Source organism: Streptomyces sp. NPDC060028, from assembly GCF_042736725.1.
Classification (GTDB): domain Bacteria; phylum Actinomycetota; class Actinomycetes; order Streptomycetales; family Streptomycetaceae; genus Streptomyces.
In genome coordinates, this window is sequence record NZ_JBHWVJ010000056.1 from 33,974 (window position 1) to 48,169 (window position 14,196).

Below are 14,196 nucleotides of genomic sequence, written 5' to 3' on the forward strand. Positions count from 1 at the left end.
CGCCGGGTCTACCGTTCTCAAAACAAAAAACACCCCCCCCCGCCCGCACCCCACCCCCGCCCCCCTCTCGGCCGCCCCGGGCGGGGGCCGGCGCGCCCCCCGGACCCCCCCAAGCTCTCCGGGCGGTGTGACACGGGAACGTCACACTTCCAGTCCCACCGCCCGGAGTACGAAGTCCGGAGTTCGAAGTACCGCACCGCTCGCGGTCCGTTTCACCGGCAGTCCCCCCCCCGCAGTAACCCCAGGGCGGCACCCATCACCCCCGGATGCCGTCGCCAGTACCGCGAAACCCCCGCAGTACCCGCAGTACACGCAGGAACATTCGCGTCGCCTCGGGCCGTCACCCCGGGTCGTGCAGCCAAACGAGATTTCCCAAATCCCGCGTCTCCAATCTTCATGCGGGTGCCCCTTTGAACCTTGGGAGTTAGGCACCATGACCCAATCGTCTGTAGAGCCCAAGACCAGTGCGGAAGAGGCCGGCGACGGCTCTCGTCCCCCCGCCGGGCGCTCTTGGCTCGACCGGTACTTCCACATAACCCACAGAGGATCCAACGTCGGCAACGAGGTTCGTGGCGGTATCACGACCTTCATGTCGATGGCGTACATCCTCCTGCTCAACCCCCTGCTCCTTTCGGGCAAGGACGTCGCGGGTGCCTCGATGGCCACCTCGGCGATCATCACCGCCACCGCGTTCGCCGCCGCCGTCACGACGCTCCTCATGGGCTTCGTCGGCAAGGTGCCGCTCGCGCTGGCCGCAGGCCTGTCCGTGTCCGGCGTGCTGGCCTCGCAGGTGGCCCCGCAGATGACCTGGCCGCAGGCCATGGGCATGTGCGTGGTCTACGGCGTCGTGATCTGTCTCCTGGTCGTCACCGGCCTCCGCGAGATGATCATGAACGCGATCCCCCTCGCGCTCAAGCACGCCATCACCATGGGCATCGGCTTGTTCGTCGCCCTCATCGGCCTCGTGAAGGCCGGCTTCGTGGGCCGGGGTCCGGAATTCGGTCCCCCCGTCCAGCTCGGTTCCGTCGGCGAACTCGCCGGCTGGCCCGTCCTCATCTTCTGCCTGACCCTGCTCACCATCTTCATGCTGCAGGCACGCAAGGTTCCCGGCGCGATCCTGATCGGCATCGTCGGCGGAACCGTCCTGGCGGCCATCGTGAACGCCGTGGCGGACATCGACCCGAAGGCCTGGCGCAGCGGCCCGCCGGAGCTCAGCGGCTCCGCGGTCTCGATGCCCGACTTCTCGCTCTTCGGTGACGTCTCCTTCGGCGGCTGGGGCGACGTCGGCTACATGACGGTCGGCATGATCGTCTTCACCCTGGTCCTGGCCGGCTTCTTCGACGCGATGGCCACCATCATCGGCGTCGGCACCGAGGCCAAGCTCGCCGACGACAAGGGCCGCATGCCGGGCCTGTCCAAGGCCCTGTTCATCGACGGTGCCGGTGGCGCCATCGGTGGCATCGCGGGCGGCTCCGGCCAGACCGTGTTCGTCGAGTCGGCCACCGGCGTCGGCGAGGGAGCCCGCACGGGCCTCGCCTCCGTCGTGACCGGCCTGTTCTTCGCCGCCTGCCTCTTCTTCACCCCGATCACGCAGATCGTCCCGGGTGAGGTCGCCTCCGCGGCCTTGGTGGTCATCGGCGCGATGATGATGCAGAACGCCCGCCACGTGGACTGGGCCGACAGCGCGACCGCGATCCCGGTCTTCCTGACCGTCGTGATCATGCCGTTCACCTACTCGATCACCGCCGGTGTCGCCGCCGGTGTCATCGCGTACGTCGCCATCAAGATCGCCCAGGGCAAGGCCCGTGAGATCGGCGCCTTCATGTGGGGCCTGACCGCGGTCTTCGTGGTCTTCTACGCCCTGCACCCGATCGAGGGCTGGCTCCACGTCGCCTGACCCGGGCGGACCTGATCCGTACCCGACCCGCACCCTCCACGTATCCGATACTGGAGACCGAACCCTCCGAGGAGGCCGCAATGCTGGACATCGCCGAGGAACTGAACCGGTGGGTCGAGCAGGGACGTGACTTCGCAGTCGCCACCGTCGTGGCGGTCGGCGGGAGTGCGCCCCGGCAGCCCGGAGCCGCGCTCGCCGTCGACGGCGAGGGCACCGCGATCGGTTCGGTCTCCGGCGGATGCGTCGAGGGTGCGGTGTACGAGCTGTGCCGGCAGGCCCTGGAGGACGGCGAGACCGTCCGCGAGCGCTTCGGCTACAGCGACGACGATGCCTTCGCCGTGGGCCTGACCTGCGGCGGGATCATCGACATCCTCGTCACCCCGGTCCCCGTGTGCTCTCCCGAACGGGAAGTGTTCGCGGCGGGCATCGCCGCCGCCGCCCGGGGGGAGGCGGCGGCGGTCGCCCGGATCGCCGAGGGCCCGGCCGAGCTGATGGGCCGCGCCGTGCTCGTCCGCGGGGAAGGCGCCTTCGAGGGCGGATTCGGCGGCCACCCCGAGCTCGACCGCACCATCGCCGAAGAGGCCCGCGCCATGCTCGACGCCGGCAGGACCGGCGTGCTGGAGATCGGCGCCGACGGCCGGCTCTGCGGTGAGCCGCTCAAGGTGCTGGTCGAGTCCAGCGTGCCGCCGCCGCGGATGATCGTCTTCGGCGCCATCGACTTCGCCTCCGCCCTGGTGCGGATCGGCAAGTTCCTGGGCTACCGGGTGACCGTGTGCGACGCGCGGCCCGTGTTCGCCACGAAGAACCGTTTCCCCGAGGCGGACGAGATCGTCGTCGACTGGCCGCACCGCTACCTGGAGAGCACCGACGTGGACGGCCGCACCGTCCTGTGCGTGCTCACCCACGACGCCAAGTTCGACGTCCCGCTCCTCGAGATGGCCCTCAAGCTGCCCGTCGCCTACGTCGGCGCCATGGGCTCCCGCCGCACCCACGAGGACCGCAACAAGCGGCTGCGCGAGGTCGGCGTGACCGAGCTGGAACTGGCCCGCCTGCGTTCCCCGATCGGCCTGGACCTCGGCGCCCGCTCCCCGGAGGAGACCGCGCTGTCCATCGCTGCCGAGATCATCGCCAACCGGCGCGGCGGCACCGGCGTGGCTCTGACCGGCGCGCACATACCGATCCACCCGGACGCCGCGAACACGGTCGTCAGCCGGATCGGCTCCGTCGCTTGAAGCGGTGACCGAAGCTGAGAGAAGGGCGCAACCCCGTGGGGGTTGCGCCCTTTCGTCGTGGGGTCTATTTTACCGGCCGGTAACACCAGGCACACTCTCCACCCTTTCCCCACCACACCGGAGCTGAGCGGATGTTACGACCCCTGCGCACCCTTTGCGCCCTGGCCGCGGTCACCCTCGTCACCGCCCTCGCTCCTGCCGCCGCGGCCCGTTCCGGCGGCGGCGACCTGCGCGAGGTGCTGTTCGTCGGCAACAACTGGGAGGGCACCGCCGACGTGCTCGCCTCCACCGGAGACCTCGCCAAGGTGGGCCGGATCAACATCGTCCCGGACAAGGACGAGCGGCTGCGGGAGATCTACCTCAACCCGATCAAGCTCGGCTACTTCCTGGGCATCCGCGCCACCGCCGGCGAGGGCCACGACCAGTTCGTGGACGACATGTACACCACCCCGGACGGCTCCGCCGTCGTCGCCTCCCGCCCCAGCTTCGCCGACGTCGTCTCGATCGACGTACGGACCGGCCGGGTCAACTGGCGCTTCCCCGTGGCCGGTTACCGCTCCGACCACATGGCGGTCTCCCCGGACGGCACCCGCGTGGCCGTCTCCGCCTCCACCGCCAACACCGTGCACGTCCTCGACATCGCCACCGGTCGTCAGCTCGGCTCCTTCGGCACCGGCGACAAGCCGCACGAGAACACCTTCTCCCGCGACGGCCGCTACCTGTGGAACAGCGCCATCGGAGATGTCACCTCCGCCCTCGACGCGCCCTGGCTGGACTGGACGAAGGGCGACCGGAAGATCACGATCGTCGACGCGCAGACCTTCCGCCCGGTCCGGACGATCGACATGCGCGAGCGGCTGAACGCCTTCGGCCGCTCCGACCTGTCCGACGCCGTACGGCCCGTCTCCTTCAGCCCCGACGAGTCCAAGCTCTACTTCCAGGTGTCGTTCTTCAACGGCTTCGTCGAGTACGACGTCGCCGCCGACCGGATCACCCGCATCAAGACCCTGCCCCAGAACCCCGCCACCAGCACCGACCGCACCACCTGGGTCAACGACTCCCGCCACCACGGCATGTCCATGAGCCCGGACGGGGCCAAACTCTGCATCGCGGGCACCATGGACGACTACGCCACCGTCGTGGACCGCGCCACCCTCACCGAAGGGCCGCTGGTGCCCGCCGCGAAGCCGTACTGGGCCACCGTCGACGGCGACGGCACGGCCTGCGTGATTTCCGAGAGCGGCGCCGACCAGGTCACCGCCATCGACTTCGCCACCGGCACCAAGCGGGTGTCCGTGCCCGTCGGCGACCACCCGCAGCGGGTCCGGCTCGGCCACGTCCCGGCGGGCTGGACCGGCCCGGCCACCCGGTAGTCCGTGAAGGCGTCACCGGCGAATCAAGCCACTATGAGGTGACCAGTCCGCGATGACCGATTAGTCTCGTGATCATGGTGGACATCCGCGAGGTACCCGAGGCAGACATCGACCGGGCTCTGGAGCTCGCGTACCTGGTCTTCCACGACCGCCCGGAGAAGGAGGCGCGCGAACGGCATCACGCCCTGCTCCGCCACTGCGCGCGGATCGGGGCCTACGACGGGGACGCGCTGGTCGGCTTCATGGCCGCGCACGATTTCCGGCTGTCGGTGCCCGGGGCGGACCTGCCCTGCCCCGGGGTCACCTTCGTCTCCGTCGCCCCCACCCACCGCCGCCGCGGGGTGCTCACCGGCCTGATGGGCGAGCTGCTGCGCGGAGCCGGGGCCGCGGGCAGCCCGATCGCCGCCCTGTGGGCCTCCGAGGCCGCCATCTACGGCCGCTTCGGGTACGGGGCCGCCACCCAGGGCGTCACCATCGAGATCGACTCCACCCGGCCGCTGGCCCTGCGCATCGCCCCGGACCGGCGGCCGCTGCGGCTGGTCGACCCCGAGGACGCGCTCGCGGTGGTCGGTCCGTACCACGAGGCCGCCCGCTCGGTCCGGGCCGGCCGGCCCACCCGCGACCCCGAGCGCTGGCGTGAGGCCTGGCTGTGCGAACAGGACGAGGAAGACGGGGAGTTGAGCCCGCCCCGGATCATCGTCCTGGGCGACCCGGGCGAACCGGTCGCGGGCTACGTCCTCTACCGCACGAAGCCGGAGTCCGCCGGGAGCGAGGCGGGGCCCGTGCGCGCGCCCGGCCTGGTCCGGGTCGAGGAACTGGAGGCGGACACCCCGGCGGTGGCCGCCGCCCTGTGGGAGTGCCTGGCCTCCCTCGACCTCACCGGCAGGGTCCGGGCGTGGGGCCGCCCGGTCGACGATCCGCTGCTGCACTTCGCCGCCGACCGGGACCAGGTCCGGGTCACCGGCGCCCACCCGGCGCTGTGGCTGCGCCTGATCGACGTACGGGCGGCGCTGACCGCGCGCTCGTGGGCCGCGCCCGTGGAACTCGTACTGGAGCTGACCGACGTACGGCTGCCCGCCAACTCCGGGCGCCATCGGCTGAAGGCGGGACCCGCCGGCGCGGTGTACGAGCCCGCCGGGCAGAGCCCGGACCTGTCCCTGGACGTACGGGAGCTCGCGGCCTGCTACCTCGGCGGGACCCGGGCCGCCGAGCTGGTCGCGGCCGGGCTGGTGGCCGAGCACACCCCCGGCGCGGCGGCGGCGCTCGACGCGGCCTTGGGGACCGGGCTGCTGCCGCACACCTCGGACGAGTTCTGAGCGGCCCCGGCCCGGCCGTCGGACGTCAGGAAGGCAGCGAGATCCGGGCTGCCGACATGCCGAAGTCGGAGCTCCACACGCCCGTGGACAGCCCGTCGCCCAGCCGGTGCAGATCCTCTTCGCGGTAACGGCGGCACTTCTCGTGCCAGTTGAGGATCCCGGAGAGCCAGTCCTGCAACTCGCCCACGTACGCGTCGAGTCCGGCCCGCGCCTCGTGGTCCAGCTTCCAGTCGTCGTAGAGCAGCGGCAGCTGGGTGGCGACGATGTGCTGGAACTCCTCCATGCGCCGGGTCATCAGGGAGTGGCAGATGTGCAGCGCCTGCGGGTATCCGATGTCGAAGAAGTTCCGGGTGACGAGCACGTAGTTGTGCACTTCGCCCTCGACCTCCACCTCCTTCTGGTAGGAGAAGACGTCGTTGATCAGGCAGGCGACGTCGGCGGCGGCGCTCTCCAGGGAGCGGATGGTGCCGGAGGCGTAGATCTCGTCCGGGATGCCCCGGCCCGCCTGGCCGAGCCGGCACAGGTACATCGTGAGGTGCGAGCCGAAGGTGTGGCGGCGCATCTCGGCGTAGTCCACCGGGTCCGGGATGCGGCCCCGGATCTGGTTCTCCATCTCCCACACCCAGCTCTGCAGCATGTTCACGAGCGTGGCCCGGAACTCGGCGCGGACGACCGGGGCCATGTCCCGGCTGGTGCGCACCCACAGGTCGGCGAGTGAACGTTCCATCGCGGTGACCGGTACGGGCTGTTCGGCGTGGTCCACGGGGATCATCGAGACCAGCCGCGCGGTGGTCACCTTGGCGGCGTGCAGGTTCTTGGCCTGGGCGAAGACCACCGGGTAGTAGTCGTCCCCGTACGTTCCCCAGGTCAGCCAGCACGCGTTGAGCAGCAGCGCCTCGGCGGTGGCATCGGGGTCGATGCCGGCGGAGCAGAGTGCGAAGTCGTAGCCGCGCAGCTTCTGCTCGTTCCAGATCGCGGATCCGGGGTCGCCGGGCTGCGGGTCGAGCAGGCCCATCCGGCGGGCCCAGTCGACCGAGCCCTCGCGGGCGGATTCGAGGTGCGGGCTGAGCGAGAGCGTGAACGGCATGGGGATGTCCGGGATGACGGACGGGCCGGTGTGCTCGAAGGGGACGTGGGTGTAGGACCGCCGGCGCAGGTCCATGGCGCGGGGGGCGAGGATGGAGCGGATGTCCAGGGCGGTGGTGCCGAGCCCGGACGGCAGGAAGGGCAGCGAGAGCGGCGCGGTGGCGCGGGCCTCCTTGTTCATGTAGCGGCTGGAGACCATGTGCCATTCGTGGCCGCCGGACTGCCAGTCCTGCAGGCCCTTGGCGTAGGCGAGGACGGCCGTGATCTCCGCCGGGTTCATGGCGTGGTCGGCGAAGAGCTGCGGGAGTTCGCCGAGGGCGGTCTGCTCGAACTGCTGGAGGCGGGAGGTGAGCAGATCGTTGGAGGCGTCGGCGGCCTCCTGGGTGGTGCAGCCGAGGAAGGTCTCCAACACCAGTACGGCGTTGGAGAGTTCGCCCTCGTTGGCGACCTCGCGCTGGTAGGAGAAGATGTCGTTCCTGATGTGCACGGCGTCGGAGAAGGCGTCGCGCAGTACGCCGAGCGGGCGCGAGTGCGCGACGCGCGCCGGGACCTCGGCGGACACGTACTCGACGAGGCCGGCCGACCAGGGGGCGCCGCCCACCTTGCGGCGCATCTCGATGTACTCCAGGGGGTTGGCCACCCGCCCGATGTTGATGTTGGCGAGCTCCCACATCGACTCGTTGAGGAGGTTCTTCGTGGACTCGGAGAACCGTTCCCTCCAGTCCATCGACATCGCCGGCACGGTCCGCGCCCAGAGGTCGGCGAGTCCGGCCTCGACGGGGTTGGTGGCCTCGGGGAACCCGCCGGCCAGGTCCATCGGCATGAAGGCGGCGAGCCGGTCCAGGTAGGTCTTGGCGCCGTCGCGGTCCTGGGAGCGTTTGTACATCTCCAGGAAGTGGTCGTCGAAGAAGAACACCCACACGTACCAGTCGGTGACCAGGGACAGCGTCTCGCTGTCGCAGTCGGGGTGGGTGTACGAGCACAGCAGGGCGTAGTCGTGCGAGTCGAGGTCGCTCTCTTCCCAGACCCCGGAACCTTCCAGCATCCCGAAGCCGCGCGCCCACTGCTTGGTGTGGACCCGCGCGTCCTCGAGGTGGGGGTTCAGTCGCGCCGGATAAGGCACATAGAAATCCGGCAGTTGGAACGGCTGCGTCACGGCGGGGTCGGCCTTTCGTCTGTCTGTCTCGTCTGGAGGGCGGGGGGCCGTGACGACGGCCCCCCGGCACGAGATCAGCAGTGCCCTACCCCTGGTGCCCTTGGGATATGGGGGAGTTCACTGCTTCAGGTGACGCAGGCGCGGTTCCCCGGCGCGCGGGCCCGCCGGGGGATAGACGTCAGCCGGCACGGACGGCCGTGTGGCCGGCCAGCACCGCGCGGGTGCCCGCGAAGACAGCCCGGGCCGTCGCACCGGGGCCCTGGGACAGCAGGGCGTCGGACATCACCTCGGCCGAGACGGTGGTCTTCACGCCGTGCTCGACCAGGAGCGTCAGCAGGTCCTGAGCGGCCCGGGTGCGGCTGCCCGGAACGAGGCGGTGGTGGAGGGACTCCTGCCGCATGTCGGCCAGCGGATCGGGGCCCACGTCGCACAGCTGGACCGTGAAGATCCGCCCGGGCGGCACGGGGGCGAGGTCGGCGGCCGAGGTCGCACCGCGCACCCAGTGCCATACGTCCAGCACCAGCCCGGCGTTGGGCCGCGCGGTCCGGCGTACCAGCTCCCAGGCGGTGGGCAGGTCGGGGACCGCGCCGAACGGCATGTACTCCAGAGCGATGCGCAGCTCGCCGGCCCGCTCGCACAGCGCCGTGAAACCGTCGGCCATGACCTCCATGGGCGTCGGCTCGAACAGGCCGGAGTTGATGTGGTCGGCCCCGAAGGTCCGGGCGATGTGGAAGGCGGTCTCCTCCTTCGGCGAGGGTATTTCCGCGCCGTCGCCCGGGGCCCAGTCGCTGAGGAATTCCACCTCGCTGAGAGCGATCCCGTTTTCGTCGAGAATCGCCTGCATGGCATGGTCGTCGAGACCGGTGCGGCGGGCTTCCCGATAGGCCTCGACACTGAGGCCGACGGCCTGGAAACCCGCCGAGGCGGCCGCCTGGATCCGTTCCCGGAAAGGGGCCTCGCCCAGGGTCAGCGAACTGATCGTCAGTGGACGGATAACGACAGCTCCCCTCTTCGATGCCTACGTTTCAATGCCTAGGATTCGACGGTCTTGCGCTGGTCGAAGTCGGGGTAGAACGTGCGCAGCAGGCGGAAGGTCTCGGAGAAGTCGAGCTGGCCCGGGGCGGAACTGCTCCCGATGAAGGAGTAGGTGATCGGGGAGCCGAGGGCGGGGAAGAAGACCCGCGAGACGGCGCCGATCGGGCCCATGGCGATGACGATCAGCCGGGTGTCGGCTCCCGCCTTCAGCAGGAGGGAGGCGAGACGCTTCACGTCGCTGTCGGAGGTCACCATCGTGGAGACCTTGACCACGTCGGCGCCGGCGTTCTTCGCTTCGGCGATGACGGTTTCGAGTTCCTCGGTCCCCGGCGTGAATGCGAAGTTGTGGTAGGAGACGATCGCCAGGGTGTCGTTCTCGTGGGCGGCGGAAATGACGTCCGCCAGAATTCCGCGGGACGACAGCTCGATGTCCACCGCCTGGACCTCGGGGGCGACGGCGCGGAACAGGTCGAGGCGCTCCTCTTCCGTGCCGCTCCACTCGCCGCCTTCGTGGGTGGAGCGCAGCGTGGCCAGGATCGGCAGGGACTTGAACGTGCGGACCTGCTGGAGAACGTGGTCCGTGTCGGTGCGCGAGTACCTGTCGATGCGCAGTTCGGCCACGTCGACGCCGGCGGCCTTCGCCTCGTGCGCGAGCCGCTCGGAGTCGTCGTCCCCGAAGCTCACGGCGACGAGAGGAATCTCGGCGTCAAGCAGGTCCCGCAGGGTGTTCATTTTCTCGTCACAGCCTTTGCAATTCGAATTTCAATCCGCCCCCTTCGGCGACCTGGATTGCGGCGCCGATGAGTGAGGAAGCGGGAGCGGTCACCGCGCGCTGGATGACATCACTTCCGAATGTTTCTCTGCACAGGGTTTCCGGGAAACCGTTCATGAATGTGCGGAGGTAATCATTCGATCGGGCGATCAGTCCGGGTACCTGCGAGATACCTGATCCGACGCGAACCGTGGTGAACGGGGAGGAGTATACAAGGTTTGCGCAGGCCCGCGCAATATATCTCGCCTGGAGGTCCCACGCCTTGTGATGCGCGGGAAGCTCGTTCGCGGGCACCTGCCACCGGCCGAAAATTGCCCGCCCGGAGGCGAGTCCCTGAAAACAACTCCCGTGAAATCGGCAGCTGCCTCGATATGCGTCGTCGGTTTCCCGCGGCAGCTGGATGTGGCCGAGCTGCGGGGGATCGCTCCGGGCCCCGGGACCGGAGACGACGGCTCCCGGAGGCGGGCAAAAGGCTCCGCCGATCCCCGTTCCGATCGACAGATAGACGAAACCGGCCGATGCGGGCGTCTGATGGCGTGATTCCGCCGACACGGCGGCGGCGACGTCGAAGTCGAAGTGCACGGGCACCCGGAATCGCCGGGACAGCAGCGCCGGCAGGTTCACATCGGACCACTGGGGTTCGGAACTTCCGACGATCGCGCCGAAGGCCTCGTGGCGCGGATCCGTTTCCAGCGGGCCGAAGACGGAAAGTCCGATGCCGTTCACGCGGTGGCGGGCGAAGAGCCGGGCGATATGGGATTCCAAGGCCGCCACGGTGTCCGTGGCCGACGTGACGGCAATGCGGTGGCACTCGACTTCCCGCAGCGACTCGGTGAAGGCACCGACCAGGAATTTTGTCTTCCCGGCGTCGACCGCGATGAAAACGTCGTTCTCCGGCATTACGTCTGGGGTTCTTCGTGTACGAGGACCTGGCCCGGTTGCCGGCTCCAGTTCTCGAAGAGCTCGAAGAGGTGCTCCGTCCGGGAGCTGCGGCCGTAGTAACGGTATTCGAGCGATTTGTCGGCGAGCCGCCCCGTGCGCAGATCCCAGGAAGGGAAGGTGACGAGCAGGTGGGACCGGCCTATCGCGAGACCCAGCAGAAAGGGAAAGGAGGGATAGCGCCAGATCGCCAGCCCGGACTTCCCCCGGCACAGCGCCTTGAGCCGCTCCACCGTCTCGGCTTCCTCGCGCTCCCAGTGGGCCGGGAATTGCGAGCTGTCGGTCAGCGAGAAATCGATCGACCGCATCGTGATGTTCAGCCTGTTCGGGTTCTGCTGTACGAGGTCCCTGAGCAGCGCGGTCGTGAACGTACCGCCGGTGAAGGCGAGTATCTCGATGTCGATCACCCGCTGCGACGGCTCCTTGGCGACGATCTCGCGGATGAAATCGACGGTGCCGCTCACGTCGTCCGGGAATTTGATGCCGGCCTCGGTCGCGCCGATGCCGTTCTGGATCACCCGGGTCAAGCGGTCCTCATCGCGTTGGCGAATGGGGCGGAGCACGACGAAGAGAACGGGGAACACCACGAGCGCGGTGATGATGTTGGGGAGGCAGGCCCTGATGAAATCGACGACCGCGTCCGCCTTTTCCGGGGGCGGAAGCAGGAAATAGATGACGGTGAGGGCGACCAGGGTGACGACGGCGAGCACCAGTTTGAGCCATTCGATCGCCGTCTCGTTCTCATCCTCCTGCTGCCCCCGCATTGCCTGCCCCATTCAATAGATCCCCCGTGTCGGCAACCGCAACAATAGCCAGGCGTACGGCAGTTGGCTACGGCGGGATGTCCCAGGTGGCAGCCCTGGCGGGGAGGGCGGCCGCTGCCCCGGCGCGCGCGGGCCGGGGTGTCGGAGCGCAGGATATTTGTCCGATTGTTCTACGTTTGCCCCTTCGGTACATTTCGACGTTCCGGGAGGACATCATGGCGATCGATCTGGACAAGGTGTTGGACAAGGCCTGGGCCGACAAGCCGCTCGCGGAGGTGCTCGCCGCGCCCGTGGCCGCGCTCAAGGGAGTCACCGACAAGGACGGTGAGCTCTTGCAGGAGGCGTTCGGGGTGAGGACCGTCGCCGACCTCGGGAAGCTGAAGTTCGCGCGCTGGGCGCAGGCGCTGGTGGCGCTGGAGCACAGCGCCAAGTAGCCCGTGGCGGCCGACGGCGCCCGACCCGAGGTGCGTGGTGGGTCGGGCGCCGGTGGCAGCGGGAGCCGCAAGGACAACGGGAGCCGTAAGGGCAAGAGCAGCCGTAGCGGGCAGGGCCTCAGCCCTGGGCGGCCAGCTCCTGCACGGCCTGCAGGCTCGGAGCCTGGCGCAGGGAGCCGGGGACGATGTGGCTGGCCTTCGCCGGGTCCGAGTCCCTGACCATCTCCGCGAGCGCCGCCGTCGGGGCGATGCCCCGGAGCTTGGCCTCGTGGAGCCGGGAGACCCACATGACGCCGAGGTTGAACGCGGCGTCGCCGCCGGCCGGGCGGACCTTCCAGCCCGCCGCGTCGTCCTCGTCGTTGGCCCAGACGTAACCGATGACATTGCCCTGGCGGTCCGCCGCGGCCACGTACTGGACCGGCCGGTCCGTGGCCTTCGCGTAGCGCGGCGGGCTCGCCGTCTCCCTGAGCTGGAGGTCCTCGGTGGTCCGGGGCTGGGGAGTCGGGCGCGTTTCCCCGCTCATGATGATGCCTTTCGTTTGCTAGAACCGGGGCAGGACTTCTCCGTAGACCTGCACCTGTCCATTCTCCATGAACACCCGGGTCACCCGGTACGTCGTACCGCGCCCGAGCAGCAGCTCGCGCTCGCCCTGGCCGAACTTTCCGACGTTCTCGACCCACAGGGCCGGAGTCCCCTTGGGGACCCTGAGGTGGAGGATGGCCTCCTTGCCCGCGAAGGCGGACACCGGGTGGTTGCCCAGCGACGTGGACATGTAGGCCGGGTCCCCGTACTCCTTGCCCAGCATGTCGAGCGGATCGTCGAGCTTGAGGTGGCTGATACCGGTACCGCGGACCACCATCACGTCCTCCGGCACGGGGTGGCCGGCGAGCGCCGCGTCCACCTCGTCGATGTTGTGCTGGACGTACGAGCTCCACTTGGCGGAGTCGCCGCGCAGGTACCCGTTCATCTCGTTGTACGTGGCCCAGCCGTCCGCGTGCGGGGCGGGGTGGCTGTAGTTGGGCTCGTCGGTGTAGTCCCAGACCGACTTCTGGCGGGCCGGCGGCATGTCGTCCGCGTAGTGGTTCCAGTACGCCTGGCCGTACGAGATCGCGTCGGTGTCGCGTGCGAAGGGCACCGTGTTGTCGGTGAGCTCGGCGAGCGCGACCTGGTGACGCTGGGCGTTCGTGAGTCCGGCCCAGTCGTCGACCGACACGTGCGGGGTGTACTTGAAGGGTTCCCCCGCGCCCCCGGTGCCCGGACCGTCCGTGCCGTGGTGGCCGGCGCCCGTGTCCGCGTCGTCGGCGCCGTGCAGCGGGTCGCCCGCGTCGCCGTGCGGAGTCGGCGGGTCCACGTGCCCGCCGTGGTCGACGTGCGCGGCGTCGTCACCGGCGTGTGCCGCGTCGTCGGCGTGCGAGACGGCGTCGTCCGCGTGGCCGGGGCCGTGCGGGCCGTCCGGCGTGTGCGGGGCGGTACCGGGCAGGTCGTGCCCGGCGCCGGACGGCAGGTGCTCGCCGGGCAGGTGACTGCCCGGGCCGGTCGGTACGTGGCTGCCCGGGCCGGTCGGTACGTGGCTGCCCGGCCCGGTCGGGACGTGGCTCCCCGGGCCGGTCGGGACCTGGTCGAAGGCGGCGGGCGCGGGACCGAAGGTGCCCGCCGGGGTCGGGTGCGCGACGCCGGTCGCCGCCGAGTCGCCGACGTGCGCCGCGCCCGGCAGGCCGTCACCGATGTGGGCGCCGGCCATGACGGGCTGCTGGATGGTCCACGACTTGGGCAGCTGGGTCCCGGGGACCATCTCGTGCGGAGCCGGTACGTGGCTGCCCGGGCCGGTCGGGACCTGGTCGAAGGCGGCGGGCGCGGGACCGAAGGAGCCCGCCGGGGTCGGGTGCGCGACGCCGGTCGCCGCCGAGTCGGGCACGTGAGCGGCGCCCGGCAGCGTCCAGGACTTCGGCAGCTCGGTGCCGGGGACCATCTCGTGCGGGATCGGGGTCGTCTCGGGGATGCCGGTCGGGGCGAACAGATTGCCGTTGGGGTCCAGGACGCGGCCGTCGGGCAGCTGCACCGAGCCTTCGGGGAAGGACGGAATTTCGATTTTGCCGATGCCCTTGAAGCCGGCCATGACGTCGCCGATTTTGGAGATGCCGGCGCCGGCGCCCTTGAAGACGTACGTCATCGGGTCGATGAACTTGCCGGCC

General features: G+C 69.7%; 12 protein-coding genes. 5 read left to right on the forward strand and 7 right to left on the reverse strand.

The genetic code is table 11. The features are described 5' to 3' along the window. Window positions 1-433 precede the first annotated feature (433 nt). The 4 genes from ACFWBF_RS25170 to ACFWBF_RS25185 all read left to right on the forward strand — a co-directional run bounded on the left by ACFWBF_RS25170 (window position 434) and on the right by ACFWBF_RS25185 (window position 5,818). Window positions 434-1,897, forward strand: coding sequence for an NCS2 family permease (locus tag ACFWBF_RS25170; RefSeq protein ID WP_385605823.1), 1,464 nt, complete (start codon window positions 434-436; stop codon window positions 1,895-1,897). Window positions 1,898-1,977: 80 nt separating this feature from the next. Continuing rightward, complete coding sequence (locus tag ACFWBF_RS25175; protein WP_385605825.1) at window positions 1,978-3,129, forward strand: XdhC family protein; 1,152 nt, start codon at window positions 1,978-1,980, stop codon at window positions 3,127-3,129. A gap of 131 nt (window positions 3,130-3,260) precedes the next feature. Beyond that, on the forward strand, window positions 3,261-4,502 hold the full coding sequence (locus tag ACFWBF_RS25180; protein ID WP_385605827.1) for a YncE family protein: 1,242 nt from the start codon (window positions 3,261-3,263) through the stop codon (window positions 4,500-4,502). Window positions 4,503-4,576: 74 nt separating this feature from the next. Further along, on the forward strand, window positions 4,577-5,818 hold the full coding sequence (locus tag ACFWBF_RS25185; protein ID WP_385605828.1) for a GNAT family N-acetyltransferase: 1,242 nt from the start codon (window positions 4,577-4,579) through the stop codon (window positions 5,816-5,818). A 25-nt stretch (window positions 5,819-5,843) separates the two neighbouring features. Here ACFWBF_RS25185 and ACFWBF_RS25190 read toward each other — a convergent pair whose 3' ends face one another. The 5 genes from ACFWBF_RS25190 to ACFWBF_RS25210 form a co-directional block, all read right to left on the reverse strand. After that, a complete protein-coding gene (locus tag ACFWBF_RS25190) occupies window positions 5,844-8,060 on the reverse strand; it encodes a germacradienol/geosmin synthase (protein ID WP_385605830.1) in 2,217 nt (738 codons plus the stop codon). Window positions 8,061-8,238: 178 nt separating this feature from the next. Further along, the gene (locus ACFWBF_RS25195) at window positions 8,239-9,054 is read right to left on the reverse strand and encodes a sugar phosphate isomerase/epimerase family protein (protein ID WP_385605846.1); all 816 of its coding nucleotides are present in this window, start codon (window positions 9,052-9,054) and stop codon (window positions 8,239-8,241) included. A 38-nt stretch (window positions 9,055-9,092) separates the two neighbouring features. Further along, window positions 9,093-9,827 (reverse strand): type I 3-dehydroquinate dehydratase, encoded by a 735-nt coding sequence (aroD, locus tag ACFWBF_RS25200; RefSeq protein WP_385605832.1) that lies wholly within the window; start codon window positions 9,825-9,827, stop codon window positions 9,093-9,095. A gap of 7 nt (window positions 9,828-9,834) precedes the next feature. After that, a complete protein-coding gene (locus tag ACFWBF_RS25205) occupies window positions 9,835-10,767 on the reverse strand; it encodes an ROK family protein (protein ID WP_385605834.1) in 933 nt (310 codons plus the stop codon). Further along, complete coding sequence (locus ACFWBF_RS25210; protein WP_385605835.1) at window positions 10,767-11,582, reverse strand: hypothetical protein; 816 nt, start codon at window positions 11,580-11,582, stop codon at window positions 10,767-10,769. Before ACFWBF_RS25210 ends, ACFWBF_RS25205 begins: the two co-directional genes overlap by 1 nt. A 200-nt stretch (window positions 11,583-11,782) precedes the next feature. On the opposite strand from ACFWBF_RS25210, the gene ACFWBF_RS25215 reads away from it, so the two are divergent. Beyond that, window positions 11,783-12,004 (forward strand): hypothetical protein, encoded by a 222-nt coding sequence (locus ACFWBF_RS25215; protein ID WP_385605848.1) that lies wholly within the window; start codon window positions 11,783-11,785, stop codon window positions 12,002-12,004. Between the two features lie 118 nt (window positions 12,005-12,122). On the opposite strand, the gene ACFWBF_RS25220 is transcribed toward ACFWBF_RS25215, so the two are convergent. Then, window positions 12,123-12,527, reverse strand: coding sequence for a hypothetical protein (locus tag ACFWBF_RS25220; RefSeq protein ID WP_385605836.1), 405 nt, complete (start codon window positions 12,525-12,527; stop codon window positions 12,123-12,125). 18 nt (window positions 12,528-12,545) lie between these two features. Continuing rightward, window positions 12,546-14,196 (reverse strand): ADP-ribosyltransferase (locus tag ACFWBF_RS25225; protein ID WP_385605838.1); only part of this gene is annotated, 1,651 nt, incomplete at its 5' end.

What these genes read in the sequence shown, in the direction of transcription:
- ACFWBF_RS25170 (WP_385605823.1), top strand. Translation starts at nt 434, where the DNA reads ATGACCCAATCGTCTGTAGAGCCCAAGACCAGTGCGGAAGAGGCCGGC.
- ACFWBF_RS25175 (WP_385605825.1), top strand. Translation starts at nt 1,978, where the DNA reads ATGCTGGACATCGCCGAGGAACTGAACCGGTGGGTCGAGCAGGGACGT.
- ACFWBF_RS25180 (WP_385605827.1), top strand. Translation starts at nt 3,261, where the DNA reads ATGTTACGACCCCTGCGCACCCTTTGCGCCCTGGCCGCGGTCACCCTC.
- ACFWBF_RS25185 (WP_385605828.1), top strand. Translation starts at nt 4,577, where the DNA reads ATGGTGGACATCCGCGAGGTACCCGAGGCAGACATCGACCGGGCTCTG.
- aroD (WP_385605832.1), bottom strand. Translation starts at nt 9,827, where the DNA reads ATGAACACCCTGCGGGACCTGCTTGACGCCGAGATTCCTCTCGTCGCC.
- ACFWBF_RS25205 (WP_385605834.1), bottom strand. Translation starts at nt 10,767, where the DNA reads ATGCCGGAGAACGACGTTTTCATCGCGGTCGACGCCGGGAAGACAAAA.
- ACFWBF_RS25210 (WP_385605835.1), bottom strand. Translation starts at nt 11,582, where the DNA reads ATGGGGCAGGCAATGCGGGGGCAGCAGGAGGATGAGAACGAGACGGCG.
- ACFWBF_RS25220 (WP_385605836.1), bottom strand. Translation starts at nt 12,527, where the DNA reads ATGAGCGGGGAAACGCGCCCGACTCCCCAGCCCCGGACCACCGAGGAC.